The 26,118-nt window shown below is 60.2% G+C and carries 19 protein-coding genes; 7 read left to right on the forward strand and 12 right to left on the reverse strand.

Translation table 11 applies throughout. The features are described from left to right. Positions 1 to 19 precede the first annotated feature (19 nt). Positions 20 to 460, forward strand: coding sequence for a response regulator (locus WJU23_RS06175; protein ID WP_346331668.1), 441 nt, complete (start codon positions 20 to 22; stop codon positions 458 to 460). Next, positions 457 to 3,237 carry an ATP-binding protein gene (locus WJU23_RS06180; protein ID WP_346331669.1) on the forward strand — a complete coding sequence of 927 codons (2,781 nt, stop codon included), beginning with the start codon at positions 457 to 459 and terminating at the stop codon, positions 3,235 to 3,237. The genes WJU23_RS06175 and WJU23_RS06180 overlap by 4 nt, the downstream gene beginning before the upstream one ends. 40 nt (positions 3,238 to 3,277) lie before the next feature. Here WJU23_RS06180 and WJU23_RS06185 read toward each other — a convergent pair whose 3' ends face one another. Continuing rightward, on the reverse strand, positions 3,278 to 4,699 hold the full coding sequence (locus tag WJU23_RS06185; protein ID WP_346331670.1) for a nucleoside recognition domain-containing protein: 1,422 nt from the start codon (positions 4,697 to 4,699) through the stop codon (positions 3,278 to 3,280). Positions 4,700 to 4,811: 112 nt separating this feature from the next. On the opposite strand from WJU23_RS06185, the gene WJU23_RS06190 reads away from it, so the two are divergent. The 3 genes from WJU23_RS06190 to WJU23_RS06200 are packed head-to-tail and all read left to right on the forward strand — an operon-like array spanning position 4,812 to position 8,270. After that, positions 4,812 to 5,753 (forward strand): MerR family transcriptional regulator, encoded by a 942-nt coding sequence (locus tag WJU23_RS06190; protein ID WP_346331671.1) that lies wholly within the window; start codon positions 4,812 to 4,814, stop codon positions 5,751 to 5,753. Positions 5,754 to 5,796: 43 nt separating this feature from the next. Beyond that, positions 5,797 to 6,624 carry a fumarylacetoacetate hydrolase family protein gene (locus tag WJU23_RS06195; RefSeq protein ID WP_346331672.1) on the forward strand — a complete coding sequence of 276 codons (828 nt, stop codon included), beginning with the start codon at positions 5,797 to 5,799 and terminating at the stop codon, positions 6,622 to 6,624. A gap of 56 nt (positions 6,625 to 6,680) precedes the next feature. Then, on the forward strand, positions 6,681 to 8,270 hold the full coding sequence (locus WJU23_RS06200; RefSeq protein WP_346331673.1) for an aldehyde dehydrogenase (NADP(+)): 1,590 nt from the start codon (positions 6,681 to 6,683) through the stop codon (positions 8,268 to 8,270). A 126-nt stretch (positions 8,271 to 8,396) separates the two neighbouring features. Here the strand turns inward: WJU23_RS06200 and WJU23_RS06205 are convergent, their stop codons facing one another. The 7 genes from WJU23_RS06205 to WJU23_RS06235 all read right to left on the reverse strand — a co-directional run bounded on the left by WJU23_RS06205 (position 8,397) and on the right by WJU23_RS06235 (position 17,771). After that, complete coding sequence (locus tag WJU23_RS06205; RefSeq protein ID WP_346331674.1) at positions 8,397 to 9,263, reverse strand: ThuA domain-containing protein; 867 nt, start codon at positions 9,261 to 9,263, stop codon at positions 8,397 to 8,399. A gap of 140 nt (positions 9,264 to 9,403) precedes the next feature. Beyond that, a complete protein-coding gene (locus WJU23_RS06210) occupies positions 9,404 to 10,213 on the reverse strand; it encodes an MBL fold metallo-hydrolase (RefSeq protein ID WP_346331675.1) in 810 nt (269 codons plus the stop codon). Positions 10,214 to 10,248: 35 nt separating this feature from the next. Continuing rightward, on the reverse strand, positions 10,249 to 12,246 hold the full coding sequence (ccsA, locus tag WJU23_RS06215; RefSeq protein WP_346331676.1) for a cytochrome c biogenesis protein CcsA: 1,998 nt from the start codon (positions 12,244 to 12,246) through the stop codon (positions 10,249 to 10,251). A 14-nt stretch (positions 12,247 to 12,260) separates the two neighbouring features. Beyond that, complete coding sequence (locus WJU23_RS06220; protein WP_346331677.1) at positions 12,261 to 13,448, reverse strand: cytochrome c biogenesis protein ResB; 1,188 nt, start codon at positions 13,446 to 13,448, stop codon at positions 12,261 to 12,263. 25 nt (positions 13,449 to 13,473) lie between these two features. Further along, positions 13,474 to 14,100: a hypothetical protein gene (locus WJU23_RS06225; protein ID WP_346331678.1), complete on the reverse strand. Its 627-nt coding sequence runs from the start codon at positions 14,098 to 14,100 to the stop codon at positions 13,474 to 13,476. A gap of 95 nt (positions 14,101 to 14,195) precedes the next feature. Next, positions 14,196 to 16,514, reverse strand: a complete 2,319-nt coding sequence (locus WJU23_RS06230; protein ID WP_346331679.1) for a c-type cytochrome domain-containing protein — start codon at positions 16,512 to 16,514, stop codon at positions 14,196 to 14,198. 45 nt (positions 16,515 to 16,559) lie between these two features. After that, complete coding sequence (locus tag WJU23_RS06235) at positions 16,560 to 17,771, reverse strand: c-type cytochrome domain-containing protein (protein ID WP_346331680.1); 1,212 nt, start codon at positions 17,769 to 17,771, stop codon at positions 16,560 to 16,562. 217 nt (positions 17,772 to 17,988) lie between these two features. On the opposite strand from WJU23_RS06235, the gene WJU23_RS06240 reads away from it, so the two are divergent. Next, positions 17,989 to 18,360, forward strand: coding sequence for a group 1 truncated hemoglobin (locus WJU23_RS06240; protein ID WP_346331681.1), 372 nt, complete (start codon positions 17,989 to 17,991; stop codon positions 18,358 to 18,360). Here the strand turns inward: WJU23_RS06240 and WJU23_RS06245 are convergent. Both WJU23_RS06245 and typA read right to left on the reverse strand, forming a co-directional pair. After that, on the reverse strand, positions 18,354 to 19,481 hold the full coding sequence (locus WJU23_RS06245) for an ATPase (RefSeq protein ID WP_346331682.1): 1,128 nt from the start codon (positions 19,479 to 19,481) through the stop codon (positions 18,354 to 18,356). The genes WJU23_RS06240 and WJU23_RS06245 overlap by 7 nt on opposite strands. Before the next feature lie 72 nt (positions 19,482 to 19,553). Continuing rightward, positions 19,554 to 21,398: a translational GTPase TypA gene (gene typA / locus WJU23_RS06250; protein WP_346331683.1), complete on the reverse strand. Its 1,845-nt coding sequence runs from the start codon at positions 21,396 to 21,398 to the stop codon at positions 19,554 to 19,556. A 252-nt stretch (positions 21,399 to 21,650) separates the two neighbouring features. Between typA and WJU23_RS06255 the strand changes: the two genes are divergently transcribed. After that, entirely contained in the window at positions 21,651 to 22,532 is an 882-nt protein-coding gene (locus WJU23_RS06255) for an MBL fold metallo-hydrolase (RefSeq protein WP_346331684.1), read from the forward strand. On the opposite strand, the gene WJU23_RS06260 is transcribed toward WJU23_RS06255, so the two are convergent. Next, positions 22,486 to 23,790, reverse strand: coding sequence for a DUF1501 domain-containing protein (locus tag WJU23_RS06260; RefSeq protein ID WP_346331685.1), 1,305 nt, complete (start codon positions 23,788 to 23,790; stop codon positions 22,486 to 22,488). The genes WJU23_RS06255 and WJU23_RS06260 overlap by 47 nt on opposite strands. 49 nt (positions 23,791 to 23,839) lie before the next feature. Continuing rightward, entirely contained in the window at positions 23,840 to 26,002 is a 2,163-nt protein-coding gene (locus WJU23_RS06265; RefSeq protein WP_346331686.1) for a DUF1549 domain-containing protein, read from the reverse strand. Positions 26,003 to 26,118: the final 116 nt, after the last annotated feature.

Genomic DNA, 26,118 nt, shown 5'->3' on the forward strand with positions numbered 1-26,118 from the left:
AACCGATTGTATTCCCGTTATGTTCCCTTCTTCACCTGCCCAAACCCACCGCGCCCATGGCCGCATCCTGGTCGTGGATGACGAGCACCAGATGCTCGCCGTCACCAAGGCCATTCTCAATGCCCACGGCATGGAAGTCGTCGTCACTGACTCGGGGGCACAGGCCCTTCAGCTCTTTGCAGACTGTCTGCCCAGCCCTGAACGGTTTTCTGTCGTCGTGCTGGATCTCACCATGCCCGGCGGCCTTTCCGGGTTCGAGGTCATGGAACAGCTCCATAAGCTGGACCCTGACATCTGTGTCATCGCCTGCAGCGGCTTTTTTCAGGAGGATGCCCGTGATCTCTGCCAGGCCATCGGATTTACCGATGTACTGCAAAAACCCTATACCCTGGAACATCTGGTAGCCACCGTGAGGCGGGGCCTCGCACGTGACCGTGCCATGCATGACACCCTGGCATGAACATGCGCTTTCCCATCGCCACCCGTTTCATGCTGCTGGGTGTCCTCGCAGTGCTCATCGGCGTTTTGGTCACCGCTACGGCGTTTCTCTGGCAGGATTTCCAGATCCTGCGCATGGTCCAGCGTTCCTACCTGGGATCGGTCGTTCAGGCTGCCCAGTCAGAGCTGCGCGCCCAGGGCCACTCCCCGGAGACCCTCGTCAGCCGGACTGACCACAGCCGCGAATCCATCATTCATTTGAAGATGCGCCTCCAGATCGTGGATGTGCCCCCTCATGTGCAGGACCTGGGACTGCGCGTAGAAATTGTCGGCCCCAATGCCGCCCAGGGTCTGCCGCCAACCCATAAATCCCCTTTTGTCATCGTGCATGACACCCCTGTGGAGCTTCTCCCCACTGAGCCGGACGATGCCCAGCTTCAGGACATCGTTTACCGCGTTATGGCTGGCTCTGCCGTCGTCATTGGCCAGTCTCCCGTTTCCATCAAAACCAGCCTGGACGAGCCGGCCGGATGGCTGATGGCCGGTGCCCCGCTGATGAATGAAGAAGGCCGCATCGCGGGTGTCGTCATTGCACGCCAGCCTCTCGTCCAGTTCCGCCATTTGCTCAATGTTCCCCGCCTCATGGTCCCCATTCTGGGCACATGCATCGGCCTGCTCCCCGCCATCCTTGGTTTCTACCTGGTTGGCCGCAGCATCAGCCGCAAGACCGCCGCCCTGAAAGACGGTTTTGACGCACTCCGCCAGGGCCACCTGAATTACCGCCTGCCCGCCGGCGGCATGGATGACCTGGACGCCCTGCACCGGCAGTTTAACGAAGCCATCACCGGCTTCCAGCAGGAGGAATCCCGCCGCCAGCAGCTCGTCGGTGAATTCCAGGCCGCCCGCAAACAGGCAGAAGTCGCCACGGCCGCGAAAGGTGATTTCCTGGCCAACATGAGCCATGAGATCCGCACCCCCATGAACGGCATCATCGGCACCACCTCCCTCCTCATTGAGATGGGCCTGGATAACGAGCAGGAGGAGCTCGTCCGCATGATTCGCAGCAGTGGCGAATCCCTCCTCCACCTCATCAATGACATCCTCGATTTCTCCAAAATCGAATCCGCCAAAATGGAGATCGAGGACATGCCTGTGGAGATGGAAAAGCTTCTTGCTGAAGTGGCGGATGTCTTTTCCTACCGCGCCGCCGAAAAGAACGTCGAGATCAATTTTCACATGGATCCGGCCCTCCCACGCATGTTTCGTGGTGATTTCCAGCGCATCAAACAGGTCCTCGTCAACCTTGTCGGCAATGCCATCAAGTTTACCGAGCAAGGGGAGATCCTCATCCTCGCCCGGCAGGTCAGCCGCAAGACCCCGCAGGGTGACATTCCCCACCTCCACTTTTCCGTGCGCGATACCGGCATCGGCATCTCTCCGGACAAGATCGGCAGCCTGTTCCAGGCTTTCACCCAGGCAGACAGCTCCACCACACGCAAATATGGCGGCACCGGTCTCGGACTCGCCATTTGCCGCAAGCTGTGCCGCCTCATGGGCGGGGAGATCAGCGTCATCAGCGAAGAAGGCCATGGCTCCGACTTCTTCTTTGAACTGCCTCTCCGCATCGCCCAGGATGAGGCCGGACGTGAGGAGGAAATCGGCTGGCAGGACACCATCCGGAACTCCCGCATTGTTTATCACAGCCCTCACACCACCACCCAGCAGATCCTCAGCCAGACCCTCCAGCAATGGGCCGTCTCTGCCATTGCCCTGCCGCAGCTTCCTGAGCCCCCTTCCGCCCTTTCCCGTGAGCTGGATGACGCCCCAGTGTTTATTTTCGATGCAAGCGCCCACACGCCCGAATCCGCTGCGCCCTTGATGAAAGCGGCCACCGGGCAGGGCACCGGCATTCTGGTTCTGCTTCCGCTCACGCTCTGGAAACTGCGCGACCAGTTTGCCCCGCCAGGATATGCCCGGTTCATCAAATTGAGCAAACCGGCCAAACGCCGTGAGCTTCTCCGCAGCCTGGCGGAGCTGGTGAAAATGCCCCGGGTGCTCCCTGCTCCACCGACGCCGCCCGTGCTGCAGCAGCCCACTCTGCGCCCCCCCACACATCCCTTTTCAGCGCCCCTCGCCTGGGGTGCACCGCCCGCCAGTCCACCCCTCACTGCCACCCAGCCTGCCATGTCACTGCCAAACTCCGATCCTGTCTGGTTGCAGCCGGCACCGCCTGCTCCCCCCACACCTCCATCCCTCACCAGCGTGTTCCAGCCGCCAGAACCTGCCCCCTTTAACAGCCGTGCTGGCGAGGCCGGGCATGATGCCCACATTTCCAAAGAAACTAACCGCGCCATCTCCGCCGCCGCCAATGCCAATGGGGACAGCTTTGCCAAGCTCAATCCCGCCCGCATTCTCCTTGTCGAAGACCAGCCGCTGAACCAAAAGATCGCCACCATGTTGCTTCAGCGCCTGGGTTATGCCCAGGTGGATGTCGCCAACAACGGACAGGAGGCAGTGGAAATGGTCTCCACTGGCAGCTACGACCTTGTCTTCATGGACTTGCAGATGCCGGTGATGGGCGGCATTGACGCCGCACGCGCCATCCGCACCAACTTCCACCTCAAGAACCAGCCTGCCATCATCGCCATGACCGGCCATGCCCTCACTGGCGTCAAGGAGGAGTGCAAAGAAGTTGGCATGAACGCCTTCCTGACCAAGCCTGTCAGCCTGGATGACTTCCGCAAGGCCATCCCTCCCTGCCTGGAAAAAGAAGCCGCCCTCCGTCCCATGGTCATGTAACCGCCTGCGCAAGCAGGTGGTCATAGGGATAGATTCTGGTTCACCCAAACATCAGCCGGCCTAAAATCACCGACATCATCAGCCCCACCACGTCAGCCGTCAGCCCTGCCGCCAGGGCATGCCGGGTATTGCGGATGCTGACGGACCCAAAATACACCGCCAGCACATAAAACGTCGTCTCGGTGGAGCCAAACATGATGGCAGCCGTGTACTTCAGGTATTCCAGGATGTCATTGCGCACCAGAAGCTCATTCAGGATCCCCAGGGAACCGCTGCCGCTCAGCGGCCTCATCAGCGCCATAGGCAGCAGTTCCACCGGAAACGAAACCAGATTCAGGAGCGGCGTCAGCACATGCTCCAGCAGCAGCAGAGCGCCTGAGCTGCGAAAGATGGCCAGCGCCGCCAGCATCGCCACCAGGAAGGGCATGATGCGCGTGGCCACCGCAAATCCCTCTTTGGCCCCTTCCACAAACTCCTCATAAACCTTCACGCGGCGCGCCAGGGCAATGCCCATGGTGATGACCAGCAGCAGCGGGATGGCCACGCCGGAGGCTCCGTTCATCAGGCGGCGGATCAGCCCCGCCGCCGCATCCGGCTCCTCTTCCCCCGCTGCCTGGGCGGTCGCTTTAGCCTCGGCTGCACGGGCGTCCGCAGCCTCCAGCACCTGCGTCATCCCCGTCGCATCCAGCACTCCCTGGCGCACGCTGGGCGCGGCCAGCTCCAGCACCACCCCGCCGGCGAAAAGGACCAGCAGCACCGTCAGCAGCAGCTTCGCGCGTGAGGTCATCCTTGAGTTCTCTTCCGGCGCAGCATCCGATGCAGACTCCCCCATGCTGTCCACGGCCCTTTCAGGCGCTGCGGGCCGGAGGCGAAAAGCAGGCAGATTTTGCAGCGTCTTTGCAGCAAGAATGGCCGTCAGCGTTGTGCAGGCCGTGGCAACAATCGTCGGCACAATGATCTGATAAGCCCCCTTCACCCCGGCCGCGCTCAGGTAGTTGATCACCGTCATCGGGATCAGAGTGAATGCCGCCGTGTTCAGTGCGAGGAAAGTCACCATCGCATTGCTGGCGGTGTCCTTGTGCGGATTCAGCTCCTGCAGATGCGTCATCGCCTTCAGTCCCAGCGGAGTGGCATTGTTCCCAAGCCCCAGCATGTTGGCCGCCAGGTTCATGATCATGGCGCTCATTGCCGGATGGTCGCGCGGCACATCCGGAAAAATACGCCTCATGATGGGTGACAGCGCACGTGCGGCAAATTCCAGCAGCCCGGCCTTTTCCATCAGCCTCATCACCCCCAGCCAGAACATCATCATCCCCGCCAGCGGCAGTGCGATATCCATCACCGCCGTCTTGGACATGCTCAGAGCGGACGTAATCACCCCGTTTTCACCCGTGAAGCGGCCCAGCAGTCCGGCCACCAGCAGTCCGATAAGTATGAGGGAGGCCCAGATATAATTCAGCATGGACTGGAAAAGAACGCTCCCCAGTGAACAATCAACCGGGATTCCGCAGATGTGATATTTTGACCAGCCTCCTGTTCCCCTTCCCGCCCCTGCGGCGTATTCCCCTTCGATTATGCTTTCTACGATCCAGGCCGCCAGCATCCGCAGCGGATTGAGCCCCCATGTCATCCGCATTTGGGAACGCCGCTATGAGGCCCTCACCCCCTCACGCACCGGTACCAACCGCCGCATGTATTGCGATGAGGAAATCGAGCGGCTCAAGCTCCTCCGCGAGCTCACGGAAAACGGCCACCGCATCGGCAACATCGCCCGCCTGGACAAGGGCCAGCTGGAGCAGATGCTCAAGCAGACCCTCACCCGGCCTACCTCCGGCACCGCCAGCTTCAGCGTGGATGCCACAGCTCTTCTGGAAACGGAAGAGCACTTCATCAAACAGTGCATTGAGGCCACCATGGCCTACGACTCCGAGCGTCTTCGCCGCCTCCTGCAGCGTGCCCGCATTCTCTTTGGCCAGCGCTGCATGGTCCACCGCGTCATCTGCCCGCTCATCCAGCAGGTGGGGGATTCCTGGCAGGCCGGCCACATCAGGCCCAGCCACGAGCACATCGCCACCTCCGTCATCCGGGAGGTTTTGATGACGCCCGTTCCCGGCAGCCAGGTCGCCCAGTCCGCACCGGAAGTCGTCATCTCCACCCCCGTGGGGGAGGTGCATGAGCTGGGTGCCCTTCTAGTCGCCTCCTCTGCCCGCGACCTCGGCTGGAGGGTCACCTACCTTGGCCCAAATCTGCCCACGGAAGAAATCGTCGCTTGTGCCCGTGCCCGGAAAGTTCGCGCAGTCGCCCTTAGCGTTGTTTATCCGGACCGCTGCCCCGTCATCCAGGAAAAGCTGCGCAAAATCCGCAACCTCATGCCGGAGTCCATGGCCCTCATCGTTGGTGGGCGTGCCGCTTCCGGCTATGCTGAAAACCTCACCGACCTTAAAATCCATTGGGCCCATGATCTCAGCGGACTTGACCAGCTCCTGGTCAAGCTTTCGTCCGGCACCGCAGTCTGAGGTTTGACACGGGAAGGCCAGCCGCTACGCTCGCGGACCCACCATGCACCTCTATCGGACCACCCAAGGCATTTACCTCCACAAGGCCAATTACTGGTACCGCCTTGCTGATCTGGACTGGGATTCACTCTTCAACCACGAATCCCTCCTCAGCCACCTGGCGGAGATTGCCTCCACCTACACCGCCGTCCCGCCTCCCACGCCGGAGACCCTCCTTGCTCCTCTCGACACCCAGGAGGTCTGGGCCGCAGGTGTCACTTACTACCGCAGCCGCACCGCCCGCATGGAGGAAAGCAAGGACGCTGGTGGCGGCACCTTTTATGACCGCGTTTATGCAGCGGAGCGTCCGGAGATTTTCTTTAAAGCCACTCCGCAGCGCGTTGCCCATCCGGGCCAGGCCATGCACCTGCGCAGTGATTCCCAATGGATGGTCCCGGAGCCGGAGCTCACCCTCGCCATCAACAACCGTGGCGAAATCATTGGTTATACCATCGGCAACGACCTCTCCTGCCGCGACATCGAAGGGGAAAACCCCCTGTACCTTCCCCAGGCCAAATGCTTCAAACTCTGCGCTGCCATCGGCCCCTGCATTTACGTCACTGACAAACATCTGTCCTCGGACACCGTCATCGCCGTCAAGATTGAGCGTGCCGATACCGTCGTCTTCGAAGGGGGCACCACCCTGGACCAGCTCAAACGCACCCCGGAAGAGCTCGCCGGCTTCCTTTATCGCGACAACACCTTCCCCACCGGCGCCTTCCTCATGACCGGCACCGGCACCGTCCCAGGCGACGAATTCACCCTGCACAGCGGGGACGTCGTCAGCATCACCATTGACGGCATCGGCACGCTCGCCAACCCCATGGGCTGACCAGCCCCCTTTTCTCCAGTCTGAACACTGTAAACCGAATACTCCCTTCCCCCACCATGATCACAGGCCACCAATTCATCGCCGGACGCGAAGCCCCTTGCGACCACGCCCCTTTCCACGCCGTCAATCCCGCCACCAGCGAGCGCCTGGAGCCCGCCTTCTGCGATGCCACCCCTGCCCACGCAGATGAAGCCCTCCGCGCAGCCGACGGAGCCTTCGATGCCCTGCGCGGTGCCACTCCTGAAACCCGTGCCCAGTTCCTCGATACCCTGGCCGCTGAAATCCTCGCCCTGGGCGATGCCCTCCTTGAACGCGCTCATGCCGAGACAGGTCTTCCCATGGCCCGCCTCACCGGTGAGCGTGGCCGCGCCATGAACCAGTGCAAAATGTTCGCCGCGCTGCTCCGCGAAGGTTCCTGGGCCGAGGCCAGCATTGACCGCGCCCAGCCCGACCGCCAGCCTCTGCCCAAGCCCGATGTCCGCCGAGTGCTCCTGCCCGTCGGCCCCGTCGTCGTTTTCGGTGCCAGCAACTTCCCCTTCGCCATCGGTGTCGTCGGCACGGACACTGTCTGCGCCCTCGCCGCAGGCTGCCCCGTCGTCGTCAAAGCCCACCCTGCCCACCCGGGCACCTGTGAGCTGCTGGCCCACGCCGTCTTCAAAGCCCTACGCCAGACCAAACTGCCCGATGCCTGCTTCTCCATGCTTCATGGCCGTGGCACCGAGATTGGTATCGAGCTTGTCAAGCATCCCCTCACCCAGGCCGTCGCCTTCACCGGTTCCCTGCGTGGAGGCCGTGCCCTCATGGATGTTGCCGCCGCCCGGCCCACCCCCATCCCCTTCTATGGTGAAATGGGTTCCATCAATCCCGTCTTTATCCTCCCCGGTGCCATCCAGGAAAACAAAGCCAAGCTTGCCGAAAACTACGTCGGCTCCGTCACCATGGGCGTTGGCCAGTTCTGCACCAATCCCGCCATCGTTCTCGGCCTCCAAGGCTCAGACCTATCCAGTTTTGTCGAAAGCGCTGGCGAGTTTGCCCAGAAAGCAGCTCCGCAATCCATGCTACATCGCGGCATCTGCGAAAGTTACGAAGCCGGCACCGCCGTCTGGTCCACCATCAAAGGCCTCCAGCTCGCCGGCCAGTCCTGCACGGAAGCCAACAGCGATGCCACCCAGGCCCCCTGCCGCATTTACACCACCACGCTGGATGTATTGGAGTCTAACGAAGAGTTGCGTCGTGAAGTCTTCGGCCCCTGCTCCATCATCGCCCAGTGCCCCACGATGGAAGACATGCTGAACTTTGCCCGCAACCTCGAAGGCCAGCTCACCGCCGCCGTCCATGGCACCGCCGATGACCTCCGCGAGTATGCTCCGCTCATCCGCGTGCTGGAGCGGAAAGTCGGCCGCATCATCTTCAACGGCTTCGGCACCGGTATCGAGCCCTGCCCCTCCATGCATCATGGCGGCCCCTACCCTGCCGCCAGCCACAGCTTCTTCACCAGCATCGGCACCTCCAGCATCTACCGCTTCGTCCGTCCCGTCTGCTATCAGGGCTTCCCCGACGACTGCCTGCCCGAGCCGCTCCAGAACGCCAACCCCGCCAAGTCAATGCGCCTCCTGGATGGCAGCTACACCCGCGATCCTGCTTGAAATATCTTCATCCTTGTCTTGTTCCTTGTCTTCATCTCATCCGAAACCAAGGAACAGGCATTGATGAAAAAAGGGCACCATCACTGGTGCCCCCAATTCAATCTGATGAGGTGATTCACACCCGCCTCACTTGGTAGATCCAGCCGCAGGCTTGCCATCCTCACCCAGCCGCCCCGTGGTCCACAGCAGCGCCCGGGTGATCAGGTCCAGATAACGTCCGTCCGCCACCGTCTCATTGTTATGGCCCAGCGTCGTGCTGAAGATGCGCGTCTTCTTCGGACCGTATTCATTCGTCCAGGCCACCACCGCATTAGCTTCCGTCGCCGTTGCATTCGGGTCCTGCTTCTGGCCCTTCTTCACCCTCGGCATCTGCATCTGTTTGCCGCTGGCCAGCGGCTTGGCGCCCAGCATCTGCAGGTTGTTGTAAAGCTCTTCATTCACCGTTGTCCAGTTCTCCAGACCCTTGGTCAGCGGGTGTGCAGCATCCGTAAAAGAGATGTCAATGGGTGACTGCGGGCCATGGCTCGTGGACTGGATACCGATGAACTCATACCAGCCCGCATTGTCCGCCCCGGCTGTCACCGGCTCCTTGAAGTTGCCCCAGCGGTAGCTGTGCATCGCGCAGTGCAGGTTAACCGCCGGCACACCCTCTTTGTGCGCATCCAGGATATTGGACACATAGGCCGGGTCCGTTACATCAGCAGAGCACTCGTCATGAATGATGACGTCAAAGTCCTTTGCCCAGTCCTTGGCCTTGTAGATTTCAAAGGTGGCCTTGGTCGTCTTGTCCGGATTGAAGGCCACATCCACCACCGCATTAAGGCGGGCTTCAATGCCTTCCTTCAGGATGGCCTGCTGGTTTTCATAATCATGGCAGCAGCCGCCGGCCACAATCAGCACGCGCAGCGGCTTTGCTGCTGGATCCGCAGCCCGGGCAAAAAAGAGACCCGCAGCGAGCGCGACCGTCAAAAGGGGAGCAATAAGTTTCTTCATGGTTACTTGGTGTAGCCACTCTCCAACGTCGAGTCGAGAGCAAACTTGCAGTACAGTACCCATCACTCTCCGAGTGATGCGATCCACCCAAACGACCTCACTCCACTCCATTCCTTTCTTTCAATCATCCTTCCCCCCATTCACTTAAACTCCGGATAAAACGGATTGTGCCGCTTCTCCTCGCCCACCGTCGTCATCGGCCCATGCCCAGGGCACAGCACCGTCTCATCCGCCAGCGTAAAAATCTGCGCCCGGTTCGTCGCCAGGGCCTCCTCATACGAAACCATCCCACCGCCCATCGAGCTGGCAAAGATTGCATCACCCACAATCGCCACCGGCTTCGCCAGCCCCTCGATCACATAAGTCGTCGCCCCTTTGGAATGCCCCGTCGTCACCCGGGTGCTGATCGTCAGCCCGCCCAGCTTCCATTGGGTCCCCGGTGCAAAAGACTGTGCCTCCGGATGCGGCTCCAGTTCGCTGATGAGCACAAACGGCGCCTGCAAGCTCCCAATGTCCGCCACATGATCCGGATGCGTATGCGTCAGGAAAAGATACCTCAGCTTCAGCTCCAGCGAGCGGATCTTGTCCAGCATCGGCTGCGCACTCGCACCCGTATCAAAAGCCGCCGCCTCTTTCGTCGCCGGATTCCACACCAGATAGGCATTCACCGTCATGTCATGAAACGGTGTGTTAAACTGCGCCAGTCCGTCCACCTCCACCGGTTCAGGATACCACGCCTGGTCGGACATCTCCGCCAGCGACGGCCCATGCAGCCCCAGCCCCGCCGCCAGCTTCATCAAGATGGAGGTATCCGTCGCACCTTCCTTTGTCGCCTCCACGGAGGCCGCACTCACCCCCACCTTGTCGGCCAGGCTTTCATTGCTCAGCCCAAGCCCGCGCTGGGCCTTGCCGATGACATCATTGAAAAGATCTTCGAGGGGAATGTTCATGGCGATAGAGGGGATAACGGAATACGTTTCTGCAATCAGGCCGCGCGCGCTTTCTTCGCGCTGCGCTCCTGCCACCAGAACCACAGGCAGGCCAGGGCAAAGAGGCCCTTGATGCTGTAGCCCGTATTCAGCGCCATCGTAATCCCGGCGGTGAAACCATAGCTGTGCAGCCCGATGCTGAGCTGGTTCACACCAAACCAGCTAAACAAGGTGATGGCTCCCAAAATCAGCGACAGCGCATGCAGGCCGATCTCGCGGATGTAGCCGCCCATGCGTGCATGCAGGATGATCAGGCCCATGAGCACAATCATCAGCGCCCCGTTTTCCTTCGGGTCCCAGCCCCAGAACCGGCCCCAGCTGTCATTCGCCCAGATCCCCCCGAGCACCGTCCCAACCAGGGCAAACAGCAGGCCAAAGCAGACGATGCCATAAGTGATGCGGGTCAGCAGCCGGCGGAATTCCACCGCCTTCTCCCCTTTGGCCAGGAAGCGGTAGATCACATACACCATGGACACCACCGATCCCAGCATCGCCCCGGCATAACCAATATTGATAATGGTCACATGCGTGGCCAGCCAGAAGTTGGTGATCAGCACCGCTTCCAGCGTCGGCATCGTGTCCTGTCCGTCCAGCGCCATGAAGCGGTTGGAAAGAAACATCCCCAGCGCGCCCAGAAAACCCGCCACCACCAGGCCGATGCCCTGCTTCGTCACCCGCTCGATAAACAGACCCACAATGGCCATGGACCCGGTAATGAAAAGGATCGTCTCATACAGCGTCGCAATCGGCGGCCGCTCATTGATGATACAGCGCACCGTGATGCCCCAGACGTTGTAGCCCACCGCCAGGATAAGAGTCACCCACGAGATCCGTGCCGCCCATTTGGCCCAGCCCGTATTGGGTGCCACCAGCCCGGCCAGCCCCACCAAAAAGCCCAGCAGATACCAGACCAGCGCATTCGTGAAATAGTCCTTCTTATGATAGCTCACCTCACGGTCAATATGCTTCAGTTCATCCCGCTTCTCCGCCTGCGCACGTACATCGTCCACAAAGGTCTTCACCGCCGTTTTAAAACCTTCCGGCTTCAGGCTGGCCGCATACACTGCATCCTTGCCACTGGAGAGGCGCAGATCCCCCTCTGACAAAGAGCCCTGCATCAGCGCCGTGATGGTCTGCTCCACCGTCATCCAGGTATCGTTCTCCACATCCTCAGGCGGGATAAAGGCCAGCGTCTTGCCCGGCCTCAGTGTCGTGTTGATGAACAGTTCCAGGATCTTTCCGGCCACATCCTGGCCCATCGCCTGCAGCCTTTGGTCACGGATCATCGGCCCCAGCCGGGTCGCCAGATCCCACACCGTCAGATCCACTTCCCCCGTCAGTTCCCGGGCTGCATCCGCAGGCAGGATGGCGGCGACTTCCTTCTTCCAGTCCGTCCGCGCCGCCGTCATGAAATCACTCACCGCATCGTAGTCGAAAAAATTCCGCGCCAGGTCAATCACATTGCGCTGCACCCCGGTGCGGTCCGCGCTTTCGATCTCGCTGTAGCTCTGCGCCCGTTTGATCAGTTCCTCCTTGCCCTTCACAATCTCATTCCAGGAATACCGGTCACGCAGATCCTTCGGATCCACATTGATCTCCCCGACCGCCTGGGAATTGTCCACCACAAACAGCGGCAGATCCCGCGCGATATCCGGCCGGAACCAGCTCAGCAGCAGCCACTCAATCGCCTTCAGCTTTTTCACATCCGGCAGCTTGGGATGGTCCACTTTCATGCTCTGCTTACCGTGCAGGCGGAGCAAAAGGAAGCGCGCATACGTATCCAGCGGCTTCACCCGTCCGCCTTCCTGCACCGGCAGCGACTGAAACAAAGCCACCACCTCCGAGTCCAAAAACACCTTCGGAGCCGGCAGCGCCGCCGCCTCCCCTGTTGAAGATGCAGCCGCTGCCACAGGAGCAGCCACAGGGGTTGTCTCCGGCTGCTGCGCATTCAGCAGCCCGGTCATTAACGCGATGACAAAAAGAAAATTTTTCATGATACAATTAATAGTTAGACCACAGCAGGCTGGGGCTTCTTCTTCATCGCCCTGCTCAGAAAGCGGACCAGATGCATCAGGAAATGCAGGGTCAGGCCAAACGCCACCGCCACACAGCTCCACAAGGGCCATTGGTCCGAAGGATTGCTCGCCACCGTAAACACTGACTGCTCACCGCTCGTCCCAGTGCTGAAGCTGGCCTGATAAACCACAAAACCCGAATCCCGCACCGGCACGTTCATCGTCACCACCATCGGATCCTCCTTGCCGTCTTTGATCTTCGTCACATGGCTGGTGTACCTCTTCGCCTTCATCGTGCCGGGATGCAGCTCACGCTGGAAATCCTCCAGCCGGATGGCAAACGGCAGCTTCCACTTCATCCGCGCCAGCGCCAGCGTATAAAAACCGTCCCCCGCCTTCACCGTGTAAGGCGCAAACGCCCCCTCCCATAGGATGGCCTTTTGCGGCGCTCCATCCTTCGTCTTCACGGTCACTTCCACCGCCGTGACATTCGCCTCATCTTCCTTGGCATGTTTCACTGGCTGGATGCGGTATCCATCAATCACACCCACATCCCCTTCTTCCGCCTGGACGATGTTTGCATTGCGCTGATACCCCGTCACCTGGAGGTCAAACGGCAGGTCCTTGCCAAAAAACTCCCGCGCCTTGCCCGGTGCCAGATCCGCAAAATGGTTCATCGGGATCACCATCGCCGTCTCCTCCCCCTTGCCGGAGGCATCAAACTTCCGCACTTCAATGATGCGCTCATGGTAGCTTTGGTACTGATCGCTCGCCTGGCCTTCAAACAGCGGCATTGCCCCTTCCGTCTTGTACAGAAAACTCACAAACCCCGCCACCAGCATGAACATAATGGCCAGGTGTGAAATCAGCACGCCAATGTTCCGCACACCCTTGCGCATGCGGATCACCGCCCCACACAGCATATTGATGAAAAGCAGCACCATCAGCAAACCGCCGCCCGGCAGCGGCACCGGCAGCACCATGCGGCCAATGGTCAGGTCATGGATCAAGAACCACGAATCAAAATAAATCCGCTGGCTGTCCAGCAGGCCCATGTCCTTCTGGGCCAGCGTGCCCAGAAAAGTGATGAGCAGCAGAAAGCTGAGCACAATGATCGCCAGTCCAAAGGACGAAAGAATGGCGAACACGCGCGCCGGAAAACTGGTGGGAGGGGCAGACATGGGATGAAAAAATAAGATCCAAAAACTACTGTTGCGGCATTCTCAGGCTGAGCGAGCTGACGAACTGGTCAAAGGCCGGTGTATTGGCCTCCACCAGCTCCTTCGGACCCACCATTTTCACAAACAGACCCGCCTCTCCCAGAGCCGCCACGATGCCCAGCATCCGGTGGTCCGGCCTGGCCTCCGTCTCGCCCACATTGGTATAGGCTCCGTCCACTGTGACAAAGACACCCTGGATGCCCATCAGTGTTTTTTGCGGCAGCTTGGCCATCTCCTCTTCGGTGATCTCCGGCTGGCCCATCTGCTTGCGCCAGCGGTTCACATTCGCCAGCACACCGCCAGCTCCGCCCGGTAGCATGGCCAGGTAGCATTCACCCTCATTGTTAGGCCCAAAGGTCAGGTTCACCGGCCGCATCTGCGTTCTCTCCGCCCGCGTCCAGCCTTCCGGCGTCTCCCACTGCAGCCGCTCATCGCCAAACCGCTCCTGCGAATAGGCATTCAGCTTGGGCTTCGCCTCATAGGAGGAGATTTCGCGGGTCTGCGTGATCTCCATGCGCTCGGTCACCCGCTCACAGCAGACAAGCATGGAGGAACAGGCGGCAATGGCGAGCGCGCAACGGACGTGGCGTACCCTGGGGGTGGAATCAATCATGGGGTTGTAGTATAAACGAACGAAAGCCGTCCGGCCTTGGATCGCACAGGCACGGCTTTCAATTTAAATAGGTGGACTCAAATGTCCAACAGACCTCAGTCTGCTTTTGGGGCTGCCGGGGCAGGTTTCGCCTTGGCTTTCTCCGCCGCCGGAGCGTCCGCCTTCTTGGCAGCCTCAGGCTTTGCAGCAGGAGGTGCATCCGCTTTCTTCGCCTCAGCCTTGGACTCAACTTTTTTGGCTTCCGGCTTCGCCGCATCTTTCTTCGGCTCCTCTTTCTTGGCAGGGGCTGGAGCAGGGGCTGGCGCTGGCGGCGCGGCCGGAGGCGGAGCGGTCAGTTTGGCGATCTCAGCCTCGCTCAGCCCCACATTCACTTTCAGTCCAGGAAGCTTGCCTTCCAGGGCAGTTGCGCCTGCCTTGGTCACACCCGTCTGCCAGACGAACAGCTTCTTCAGCCCTTTGGCCCCGGCCAGAGCCGCAATGCCAGCATCCGTCGTCTTCGTGCCATACAGGTTCAGGTATTCCAGCTTCTGCAGCGTGGCGATTTTGGCCAGACCGGCATCGCTCATCTTGGTGTTCTCCAAGTGCAGACGCTCCAGGGCTGTCATCTTCGCCAGCGTCTCAGCCCCCGCATCCGTCACCTTGCTGCGGGCAAGATCCACCCAGATCACATGCTTGGCAATGGGCTCCAGCAGCGCCAGCTCCGCATCCCCAAACTTGTCCGTCGCATTGATCACGCTCAGGCGCAGCTGCTCCGTATCCTGCGCCAGCGGCATCAGGGACGCATTCAGCGCCTGGATCTTCGCGGTGATCTCAGCCACCTGCTTTTTCTCAGCATCCGTCAGCGGCGCAGGCTTGCTGTCATCCACCTTGGCCACCTTAGCGCCAGCTTTTGGCAGACCTTTGCCCAAAACCAGAGCCAGAGCAGACTCCACATCCGGCGTCGCTTTCACAGAGGCCACCGTCGCCGTTTCAGAGGCGCCGTTGGCGATCCACCACTTCAGCAAAGCCAGTTCTTCCTTCGTCACCTGCGGCTCATCGCTCGGTGGCATGTGGTCATCGTCATCCACTGGTAGATTGATGCGCTCCAGCAGCAGGCTCTCCTCCGGCTTGCCCACCACCACATTCACATCGCCCTCGCTGCCGCCCTTCATGATCGAGGCAAAATCATGCAACTGCAGCTTGCCCTTCTTCTTCTCGGCACCGTGGCAGCTGACGCACTTCGCTTCCATGATCGGCGCGATCACGTCCTTATAAATCACCGCCTTCGCCGCAATCGCCGGGTCAAGCTTGCCCTTCGCCGCCACAGGGGCTGCCGCTTTCGGCTTCGCCGCCGGGGCCTTCGCCACCGCCGCTGGCTTCGCCGCCGGAGCCTCCTTGCCCAAAAGCACCGCCAGCGCAGGCTCCACTTCTGGAGTTGGTTTTGCCGCAGCCACCGTCACCGTATCCGAGGCACCACCGGCGATCCACCAGCGCAGCAGCGCCAGTTCTTCCTTCGTCACCTGCGGCTCATCGCTCGGTGGCATGTGGTCGTCATCGTCTTCCGGCAGCTTGATGCGGCCGATCAGCAAACTCTCGTCCGGTTTGCCCGGCACCACATTCACATCGCCCTCGCTGCCGCCTTTCATGATGGAGGCAAAGTCATGCAATTGCAGCTTGCCCTTTTTCTTTTCAGCACCATGGCAGCTCACGCATTTCGCTTCCAGGATCGGAGCGATGACATCTTTATAAACCACCGCCTTCGCAGCCACCGCCGCATCCAGCTTGCCAGCAGGCTTTGCCGCCGCCGGAGCCGCTTTCGCCGCAGGCTTGGCCTCCGCCACCACCGGCGTTGCCGCCACAGCCACCGGCTTCGCATCATCCTCAGCCGTCCAGCCGGTATTGATCTGTGCCCCCGGGAGCTTGGCCTTCAGCTGCGCCACACCCGCCTTCGTCACTCCGGTCTGCCACAAATACAGCGCTTTCAGCTTCGTCAGTCCGGCCAGCTTCTGCGCCCCGGCATCCGTCACCTTCGTGTTGTACAAATTCAGGTATTCCAGCGCTGCCAGCCCCTTCAGGTGATCCAGCCCCGCATCCGTGATGCCGGTATTCTCCAGATGCAGTTCCGTCAGGTTCTTCATCGGTGCCAGCGCAGCCAGCCCGGCATCCGTCACCTTCGTGCGGGCCAGATCCACCGAGGTGATCTTTTCCGCCGCAGGTGCCAGCGCAGCCAGCCCCGCATCGTTAAAATCCTTGGCCACATTCAGCGCGGTAAACCGGTAGGCCTTGCCATCCGCAGCCACTGGCATCAGCGATGCCCCCGTGGCATTCACCTTGTCCACGACCGCCTTAAAGGCTGGGTCAGGCGCAGGTTTGTCGGCAGCCGTGGCAAAGGATGCCAGCGCCAGAAGGCAGATCAATGAGTGACAGAATCGCATACGTAAATGGTGTGGGTGGTATAGAACGCAGAAAGTTCGTTGGAATTACGGCTGTCCTTTCAAAAGAGCATCAACCGCCGTCTTCGTCTCAGCAGGAAACTCCGCCTCGGCGACCTTCAGGGTATTCGAGGCCCCCTGCTGCACCCACCAGCGGATGAGCATCATTTCTTCTGGCGTGAGCTGCTCTTTGCCCTCAGGCGGCATGTGCTCGTCATCATCCTCCGGCAGGTCAATTCGCTGGATGCTCAGGCTTTCTGCAGGTTTGCCCGCCACAAAATTGGCCCCGTTCTCGCCGCCCTGCATCGCCAGTTCATAGGTGTCCATTCGTAGATCTCCCTTGGACTTGTCTTCATTGTGGCACTGGTTGCACTTCGCTTCCAGGATCGGCAAAATCACATGCTGGAACACCAGTTTCTCCTTCGCCGCCTCGGCGATTCCGCCCAATACCGGAGCAGGTGGCTGCACCGGTACCGTATCCGATGTTGTGGGCGTCATCGGCTCCACGGGCTTGCCCGCCGTTTCACCAGCCGCAGGCGTCACCACAGGCACCTGTCCAGGCGGCGGATTTGGCAGCGGTGCGGGCGCAGGATCAGGCAGCGGCGCAGGCTTCACCGGCTTCGGTTTTTCCACAAAGCCCAGCATCCACTTCTCCATCGCCACCGTCTGGCTCTTCATCGGTTCCGGCATGTGTTCGGTCAGAAACTTGCTCCCATGGGACATGTTTCCGCCAAAGTGCGCGCCCAAGCCCATCACGCCAAACGACAGGAAAAACACCGCCCGGTAGCCATGCAGCATGTCAAAGCTCCCCTTGCCCATCGCCAGCAGCCGGATCACCAGCGCCACCAGCACCCCCGTCGTCCCCACCAGAGCCAAAGTCTGGTGCAGGGTAAAATTGCCCCCCTCATACCCGCCCTCACGGCTCAGCATGATCCCCGCCAGCACCGCCAGCACCGATCCCGCCGCGCCGATCCACAGGATAAACAGAGCCGAAAGCCCCATGGATTCCTCCCCCTTCCTGGTCAGGCACATCAGCTCCATCAGGCATAGCACCAACAGCGCGCCCACGGGCAGGTGCAGCAGGATCGGGTGGAACCTGCCCACAAACAGCACCATCGTCTCCGCCTCCGCTGCGGGTTTTTCATACATCGGTGGAAATGCCACCAGCCCGGCGATGAAACCGGCGATCAGCAATAACGTCGCCACCCAGGTGCCTGTGAAAGACCTGGGGGTGCCGAAATCATTGGAGGAATAAGACATGGTTGGTTGGAATGAATGCTCGCTGTGTCCAGGATTATCAACGCCGTTCTCACGCAGATTCGATCAGTTTAGTCATGCCTCATCGTGCAGTTTTCATGTCCAATGCACGCCTTTCCGCCCGCGTTCACAAAATTGGAACATCCTGGCACAGTCCCCGCGCACAGATCGCCCTTTGTAAAAGTCGCCTTCCGTCCGCACCTACCGCATCGTCCAGATCATGGACACCCAAGAATCCCTCTATGAACGGCTGGGCGGTTCCGCAGGCGTTGAAACCCTCGTCGAAGCCTTCTACATCCGCGTCCTCGCCGATCCCGAACTCGCCCCCTTTTTCCGCGACTCTTCCATTGAGCGGCTGCAAAAAATGCAGACCGAGTTCTTCAATCGCGCCCTCGGCGGCCCCATTGCCTACTCCGGCCGCCCCCTTGCCCACGTGCATCATGGCAAAGGTATCACCCGCCGCCACTTCGCCCTTTTTGTCGGCCACCTGCTGGAAACCCTCAAGGACTACGGCTGCGAAGACCGGGAGACCGATGAAGTCATCGAGCACATCAACACCTTCGCCAACGAGATCACCGGCACCTCCTACTGACGCCCCAGCCGCACATCCATCCACACCGCAGCCAGCAGTACACTGCCCCGTACCACCAGCTTGTACTCGGGTGAAACTGACATCAGCGTCATCCCATTGAGCAGCGTCGCCATGATCAGAGCCCCCGCCAGCACCCCCAGCACCGTTCCCCTTCCCCCGCGCAAACTGACCCCGCCGATCACACACGCCGCCACCGCGTCCAGCTCCATCCATTCGCCAATGTCCGTGGTCGAGTTTCCCGTATAGGATGTGATCATAAACCCAGTGACCGCCACAATCGCCCCCATCATGGCAAACGCGCCGATGACCACCTTCCCCACCGGCACACCGGAGACCAGCGCCGCCTCCGGATTTCCCCCGATGGCATAGAGATAACGCCCAAAGGCCGTGTGCTGCGTCAGCAGATACACCCCCAGCGCCACCATTCCAAAAATCACCGCTGGCAGCGGAATTCCCCGAAACTGGTTCGTCACGATCACGAACAGCATCACCGCCTGGGCCGCGATGAAGACCTTCATAAAAGCTGTCTCGCCGCTCTCTGTTTCGAACCCGTTCGCCCGCCGCTGCCTGCGTCCAAGCACCGTCGCCACCGCCAGCACAGCCACCACACCAATGCCCAGCGCATACCCCGCCATTGGCGGCAGATAAAAAGTGCTGATCAGCGAATACACATTCGTCTGCCCGCCCGCCACCACCGGCACCGTCTGGTTTTGGATCACCAGCCAGAACAGGCCTCGATAGACCAGCAAACCGGCGAGTGTCACAATGAAAGCCGGGATGCGCTCCTTCACAATCAGCACCCCTTTCCCCCACCAAATGAGAAGGCCCGCAGCCAGCCCGATCCCCAGCCCCACTGGCGCAGGCAGTCCCGCCTTCGTCGTCAAAACCGTTGCAATCCCGCTCAGCAGCGCCAGTCCGCTCCCCACGGACAGATCAATGTGCCCCGGCAAAATCACCAGCAGCATCCCCATCGCCAGCGTCGCCGTGATGGACAGCTCCGTCATCAGCAATGACAGGTTCCGCGAGCCGAGAAAATTCGGCTCCGCCACGGCAAAAAAACCGCAGATCCCCAGCAGCGCCAGGGCAATCGAAAAATCGCGTATGGAGGACGTGCGCGTCATGGAAAAGCGTCGGAAAAACGGATTAACTACCCGTTTCTTCGACGCACTCCAAGACAAACCTCACTCCCGCCATTAACCTGCGGACTCGATCTCAGCCTCGGTACGCTTGCGCTCACGCTGGCGCTGGTTGGAATCCAGCGTGCGCTTGCGCAGGCGGATGTTCTTCGGCGTTGCTTCCACCAGCTCATCCGGGGCGATGTATTCAATGGCGCGCTCCAGGCCAAACTTCACCGGAGGGGTCAGCTGGATGCCTTTGTCACCGCCCGCTGCACGGAAGTTCGTGAGCTGCTTGCTGCGGCATGGGTTCACCGGCAGGTCGTCCGTGCGCGGGTTTTCACCAATGATCATGCCATCATAAACCAGGTCACCAGCCGTGACAAAAAGCTTGCCGCGTTCCTGGATGGTATCCAGCGCATAGGAGGTGGCTTCACCCGCCTCCGTGCTCACCAGCGTACCCGTGCTGCGGGTCTGCATGTAACCAGCGTGCGGGGCATATTCGCGGAACAGGTGGCTGTGAATGCCGTGGCCGCTTGTCAAGTTCATCAATTCAAACTCAAAACCGATCAGACCACGCGTCGGGATGTAAGCCTGCAGCGTCGTGCGGCCGTTCTGGGCGTTCATGTCTTCGATGCGGCCTTTGCGCTCGGAGATCGTCTTCATCACACCGCCCAGATAATCATCCGGCACGTCAATGTAGAGCGTTTCAAACGGCTCACAGATCACGTCGTTGATACGTTTCGTAATGACCATCGGCCGGGAAACCAGCACTTCGAAACCTTCACGGCGCATCTGCTCCACCAGCACGGCGATCTGCATCGCCCCACGGGCGCTCACGTCAAAAATACCCGCCGTGTCGGTATCATTCACCGACAGGGTCACGTTCATCTTCTGCTCGCGCTCCAGGCGGTCCTTGATCTTGCGGGAAGTGACGTGGTCACCTTCGCGGCCGGCCAGCGGGCCGTCATTCACCGCGAATTGCATCACAATCGTCGGAGGGTCAATCGCCACAAAAGGCAGTGCAGGCGCATCTGCGGCACCGGTCACCGTCTGGCCGATGTCCACATCTTCAAAGCCGGAGATACCCACGATGTCACCCGCTCCGCCTTCCACAGAGTCACTGGTCGTCAGAGTCGTGTATTGGAAAACCTTCGTCACCTTGATCGGCGTCGGCTTGTCACCAGGCTGCTTGCCCTGAAGGAACACCCGGTCACCCATCTTCACCGTGCCACGGGTCACCTTGCCGATGGCCACACGGCCCACAAAATTGTCCCAGTCAATGTTGGAGACCAGCATTTCAAAGCTGCCTTCCAGTTCCGCTTTTGGTGCCGGGATATGCTCCACGATCTTCTCGAGCAGGAACGTCATGTCCTTCTTCTCGCTTTCCGCCGTTTCGCTCACCCAGAGGGCACGGGCGCTTCCATAAACGAAAGGTGCATTGAACTGCTCTTCAGTGGCTTCCAGCTCCATCAGGAGCTCCAGTACCTTGTCATGAACTTCATCAGGCTTAATGTGAGGGCGGTCCATCTTGTTGATGAACACGATCGGCTTGATGCCCTGCTGCATCGCCTTTTTCAAAACGAAACGGGTCTGCGCCTGCGGGCCTTCATAGGCGTCCACCACGAGCATCACGCCGTCCACCATCTTCATCACGCGCTCCACTTCGCCGCCGAAGTCGGCATGGCCTGGTGTGTCAACGATGTTGATGATGTTCTCACCCCAGTGCACGGAAGTGTTTTTGGCCTTGATGGTGATCCCCTTTTCCCTTTCGAGGTCCATGCTGTCCATCGCGCGCTCCGCGATGGCCTGGTTTTCACGGAAGTTGCCGCTGGCACGAAGGAGGGAGTCCACAAGTGTCGTTTTACCGTGGTCAACGTGGGCGATGATGGCGATGTTCCGGATCTTTGAAGGAGGGGTCATTAGAAGGGCGTATGGGGGAAGGGGCGCGGAGACTAGCAGGTTTCAGGCCTTTGGCAAACGTACGTTTCGTTTCATTCCCCCTGGAATCCGCCCAACCACCTTTCCAACAAGCCCAAAAGCCACTCTCCCTTCTAAAAAAATCTTCCTCCCCCCAGTCTCTCTACCCCTTTCCAATCCCCCGCATACTAGACACTTCGCCATTCGTTTCCGCTCGCAGGATCATTCGTCATTCGTCATTCGTCATTCGCCCCCATGCTCCTCCCCCTTCAGCAAGACGCCCCCCTCCTCCACGACATCGCCAGCGTCCCTTCGGATCAAAACCGCCTCGATCTCTGGTGGCTCGGCCAGAGCGGGTTCCTCATCAAATGGGCAGACCATTCCTTCCTCTTCGATCCCTACCTCTCCGATTCCCTGACGAAAAAATACGCCACCACGGACAAACCCCACGTCCGCATGACCGCCCGCTGCCTGGATCCCGCCCATCTCACAGGCCTCACCCTCGTCACCGCCAGCCACCTCCACACGGACCACCTCGACGCCGAAACCCTCATTCCCATCGCTCACTCCCATCCCGGACTCCCGCTCTTCCTTCCCGGCCCCATCATCCCCGATGCCCAGGCCCGCCTCGGCGATGCCCCTTTCACCTACCTCCCGCTCACCCACGGCCAGCGCCATCAGGAAAAAGACTGGTCCATCGAAGGCGTCGCCGCCGCCCATAACGACCTCAAGACTGATGACCAGGGCCGCCATCACTACATCGGCTTCATCCTCCGCTGCGGCCCCTTCACCCTCTACCACAGCGGCGACACCCTCTGGCACGACGGTCTCATCGAAACCCTCCGCCCTTTCGGGTGCGACCTCATGCTCCTGCCCATCAATGGCAACAAGCCCGAGCGCCGCGTCGCCGGCAACCTCAACGGCACCGAAGCCGCCGCCCTCGCCAAAGCCTGCCGCGCCCGCCTCGTCGTCCCCTGCCATTACGACATGTTCGAATTTAACACCGTCACGCCCGAGGAATTTCAGCACGCCTGCGCCCGCCTCCATCAGCCTCATCGCATCCTTCAGAATGGCGAAAAACTGACCCTGTTCAGGCAAACAGATGCGTCAGTGGTTGCCCCTTGTCTGCCACGGTAAAGGGCCGCTTTGTGGGCGAATAAATCACCTGCTCCAGCGGCAGGCCCAGCGCATAGGCAATCGTCGCATTCAGGTCCGGCGGGGACACTTTGTTCTCCGTGACCGCCGCACCGTCCTTGTCCGTGGCCCCATACTTCTGCCCGCCCTTGATCCCACCGCCGATCAGCACTGAGCTGAATACCGGAAAGTGGTCACGTCCTTGATTCTGGTTGATCTTCGGCGTGCGGCCAAACTCCGAACTGACCACAATCAGCGTGCTTTCCAGCAGGCCGCGTGCATTCAGGTCCGCCACCAGCGCGCTCAGCGCCGTGTCCAGCACATCACAGAGGCGCGGCGTATTGATAAAATTCGCCGTGTGGGTATCCCAGCTTCCCAGAGAAACCTCCACAAAACGCACCCCATGCTCCACCAGCCGCCTGGCCAGCAGGCAGCCCTGGCCGAAGCTCTCCTTGCCATAGCTCTGCCGCACAGCCTCGCTCTCCTGCGTGAGGTCAAAGGCGCGCAGGTCATCACTCTTCATCAGCCGCACCGCATCATCATACATGTCTGCATAGGCCTTCACATTGCGGGTCTGCCATTCCGCCTGGAAGGCCTCATCCATGGCGGAGGCCAGATCCCGGCGCATGGCAAAGCGCTCATCCGTCACCCCTTTGGCCGGGCGCACATTTTGCAGTCCGGCCTCGGGATTGCTCACCATCAGCGGCCCGTGCTTCTTGGCAAAAAAGCCCGCTCCCGGATGGCGGCTGTCATTGCCGATGAAAACATACGGCGGCAGTGACGGATTCCCCGCCCCCTGATAAAAGCTCAGCCAGGCACCCAGGCCCGGATGCCGGATCGTGCCGCGCAGACCAAAGCTCGTGTGCATGTAGTAGTTCGCCTGCTCATGCGCACCGGTGTTCGTGGCCATGGAATTGATCACACAGGCATGCTGCATCTGCCTGGCCATGCGCGGCAGATATTCGCCGATCTGGATGCCGTCCGCCTTTGTCTTGATGGCCTTTGTCGCACCCATTACCTCCTTGTTCTCCGGCTTGGGATCCCAGGTGTCCAGATGGCTCTGGCCGCCCGTCATGTATAAATAAATCACATTGCGCGCGGTCGGCACCTGGCTGGCCGAAGCGGCCCCGGCACCCAGCGCCTTTTGTCTGAACAGGTGCTCTGCCGCTGGCAGAAGCCCGACGCCTAACAAACTTTTAGCCGTGCCCGCCATGAAACGGCGGCGATCCAGATCCGAATGAGAAGAACGAAGAGCATTCATGGCGAGTAATGACAGTTGATTGATTGAAATTAAAAGAAGGCCACAGGACTTATTGGATGAACAAAAACTGCTGCGTGCTGAGAGCGGCGAGCGCCATGTCCTCCCACAGGTTTTTGTTGCTGGCGTAACTCTCGACTCGCTGGTTCATCATCTGCCTTTCCTGGGGAGTAGGCAGGCGGGAAAACAGGGTCAGATAAAGGGTGTCAATCTTCTCGTTTGCCGTCTTGGCCTGCCGCAGGTTCATGGACAGCACCGACCAACCGCCGGTGATCTGGTTGGCCAGGGAGCCGTTCATCATTGCCAGAGCCTGCGGCACCGAAGCCTCGTCGCTGGAGTTCTCGATCACATCCCGGTCTGACTGGCCAAATTCACGCAGGAAATGGCCACGCGGTGCAGGTGAGGTCAGCTCCGCAGCGCGGCTCCAGCTCTGGTGCAGCCCTTTACGATATTTCTCATAACTGGCCAGGGACTTCTTGTCTTTGATCCCCAGCAGGCCGGTTTCTTTCTCCAGGTTTTCGGCCATCGGACCTTCCACCGGCATCTCCATCACGTCCACGCGGGCGCTTTCCATTAGGTTCATCATGGCCATCTCCATCGGCCCTTCGCCGCTGATGGCGGCCAGCTTCGCCTGCACCTCCTTATTGTTAGACTTTGCCGCCGCTTCATAAAAGCAGCGGGAGACCTCCTGCCGCAGTATCCGCTGGCTCTGGCCCAGACGGCGCTGGATGTCTTTGGCCGTTTCCTTGTCATCCTTGGCACGCGCCACGTCTAGATCCTTGCGCATCTGGTCAAAGGCCTTGTTCTGCTCCCGCATCGCCACCGCCACCTGCGCTGCGGCTTCGAAAAGCAAGGGTGCCTCCGTGCTGTCCAGCAATTCCGCCAGCCGGCGGCGGTTCTCCAGCTCGCGCTTCTCACGCTCGCGCGCCGTCCAGTTGATCTGGTCCGGTTCAGGGTTCACCAGCGTCACCAGGGAGTCCCAGGCCTGCTCGGAAGTCATGCGACGGAAGACTGGACCGGGGAAGTAATACATCTCCCCCAGCCCCACCTCAGGCGTGCTGGCACGGGCAAAGGTCTGCGTGTTCAGCAGCATCTTCAAAAAGCCCTTCATGTCATACTTCATCGCCACCATCTGCCTTTCCAAAAAGGCCTCCAGCTCCGGGTTCGATGCCACACTGCCGTCCATCAGCTCATCCAGCGGCTCGATCAGGGCCAGTCCAAAAACCTTCTTCCAAAGCCGGTTCACAATCACCGTCGTGAACCGTGGATTCTCCTTCGATGCCAGCCACTCGCTAAACGTCCGTGCCGTGTTCGTCTCCTTGTTCACCTTCACCGGTTTGCCAAACATCACCGCCGCTTCCACCACAGATTTCGGTTTGGCATCGGGGTATTTGTAATCATGCGGCAGCTTCAGCGCCGCCTTGTTCTGCACCACCAGCGTATCGCGCAGTGGCCGCGTCACCTCGGTGATCGCCTGGCGCATCAGATCCTGGGTCTCTTTGTCCAGGGACTTATCCGCGCGGATCATTTTTTGTGCCTCCTCCGTACCGGGCGAGCGGTAGGCCGAAGACGTCATGTTATGCGTAAATGCCGCCATCTCGAAAAACTGCTTCTGCGTCCATTTGTCGAAGGGGTGGTCATGGCACTGTGCACACTCCATGCGCGTGCCCAGGAAGACCCGCGTGGTGTTGGAAAGATTGTCCAGCGGCATGCCCCGGTCACGCATGTAATAACCGATGGCACCATTGTCGAAACAGGCTCCCTCGCTACTCACCAGCTCACGCGTCAACTGGTCATAAGGTTTGTTATCCCGCAGCGCTTGACGGATGAAGTTCAGGTAATTTTGCGCCGTCGTGCTGTCCGCCACGCCCTGGCTCTGCGCCCGCAGCACATCCGCCCAGTAATTGAAAAAGTGATGCACATAACCGTCCGAGGCCAGCAGCGAATCCACCAGTTTCTCCCGCTTCGCCGGGTCCTCATAGGCCAGGAAGCGCCGCGTTTCATCCAGCGTCGGGATGCGACCCACCACCGTCAGGTAGGCCCGCCGCAAAAACACCTCATCCCCCACCGGCGCATTCGGCTGGATGTTGTGCTTCTGCCAGCCCCGGGCCAGCAGTTCATCAATGCGTTTGGAGGCGGCATCCGTCTCTCCCGCAGGAAGAGCCGTGACCACCATGAGAACCGGTGCAAACAGGAAGAGCAAAGTTGCTTTCATGAGGCAACCAACGCCCCCCAAATTGCCCCCCTGTCACCCCAATCCCGCTATGACAAACCAAGCCCATCCATCCCCAATTCACGCACAGCTCGAGAGAAAAAGAAGCTTGTCTGCTG

This window comes from Prosthecobacter sp. SYSU 5D2 (genome assembly GCF_039655865.1).
Lineage (GTDB): Bacteria > Verrucomicrobiota > Verrucomicrobiia > Verrucomicrobiales > Verrucomicrobiaceae > Prosthecobacter.

What these genes read in the sequence shown, in the direction of transcription:
- WJU23_RS06175 (WP_346331668.1), top strand. Translation starts at nt 20, where the DNA reads ATGTTCCCTTCTTCACCTGCCCAAACCCACCGCGCCCATGGCCGCATC.
- WJU23_RS06180 (WP_346331669.1), top strand. Translation starts at nt 457, where the DNA reads ATGAACATGCGCTTTCCCATCGCCACCCGTTTCATGCTGCTGGGTGTC.
- WJU23_RS06185 (WP_346331670.1), bottom strand. Translation starts at nt 4,699, where the DNA reads ATGCTGAATTATATCTGGGCCTCCCTCATACTTATCGGACTGCTGGTG.
- WJU23_RS06190 (WP_346331671.1), top strand. Translation starts at nt 4,812, where the DNA reads ATGCTTTCTACGATCCAGGCCGCCAGCATCCGCAGCGGATTGAGCCCC.
- WJU23_RS06195 (WP_346331672.1), top strand. Translation starts at nt 5,797, where the DNA reads ATGCACCTCTATCGGACCACCCAAGGCATTTACCTCCACAAGGCCAAT.
- WJU23_RS06200 (WP_346331673.1), top strand. Translation starts at nt 6,681, where the DNA reads ATGATCACAGGCCACCAATTCATCGCCGGACGCGAAGCCCCTTGCGAC.
- WJU23_RS06205 (WP_346331674.1), bottom strand. Translation starts at nt 9,263, where the DNA reads ATGAAGAAACTTATTGCTCCCCTTTTGACGGTCGCGCTCGCTGCGGGT.
- WJU23_RS06210 (WP_346331675.1), bottom strand. Translation starts at nt 10,213, where the DNA reads ATGAACATTCCCCTCGAAGATCTTTTCAATGATGTCATCGGCAAGGCC.
- ccsA (WP_346331676.1), bottom strand. Translation starts at nt 12,246, where the DNA reads ATGAAAAATTTTCTTTTTGTCATCGCGTTAATGACCGGGCTGCTGAAT.
- WJU23_RS06220 (WP_346331677.1), bottom strand. Translation starts at nt 13,448, where the DNA reads ATGTCTGCCCCTCCCACCAGTTTTCCGGCGCGCGTGTTCGCCATTCTT.
- WJU23_RS06225 (WP_346331678.1), bottom strand. Translation starts at nt 14,100, where the DNA reads ATGATTGATTCCACCCCCAGGGTACGCCACGTCCGTTGCGCGCTCGCC.
- WJU23_RS06230 (WP_346331679.1), bottom strand. Translation starts at nt 16,514, where the DNA reads ATGCGATTCTGTCACTCATTGATCTGCCTTCTGGCGCTGGCATCCTTT.
- WJU23_RS06235 (WP_346331680.1), bottom strand. Translation starts at nt 17,771, where the DNA reads ATGTCTTATTCCTCCAATGATTTCGGCACCCCCAGGTCTTTCACAGGC.
- WJU23_RS06240 (WP_346331681.1), top strand. Translation starts at nt 17,989, where the DNA reads ATGGACACCCAAGAATCCCTCTATGAACGGCTGGGCGGTTCCGCAGGC.
- WJU23_RS06245 (WP_346331682.1), bottom strand. Translation starts at nt 19,481, where the DNA reads ATGACGCGCACGTCCTCCATACGCGATTTTTCGATTGCCCTGGCGCTG.
- typA (WP_346331683.1), bottom strand. Translation starts at nt 21,398, where the DNA reads ATGACCCCTCCTTCAAAGATCCGGAACATCGCCATCATCGCCCACGTT.
- WJU23_RS06255 (WP_346331684.1), top strand. Translation starts at nt 21,651, where the DNA reads ATGCTCCTCCCCCTTCAGCAAGACGCCCCCCTCCTCCACGACATCGCC.
- WJU23_RS06260 (WP_346331685.1), bottom strand. Translation starts at nt 23,790, where the DNA reads ATGAATGCTCTTCGTTCTTCTCATTCGGATCTGGATCGCCGCCGTTTC.
- WJU23_RS06265 (WP_346331686.1), bottom strand. Translation starts at nt 26,002, where the DNA reads ATGAAAGCAACTTTGCTCTTCCTGTTTGCACCGGTTCTCATGGTGGTC.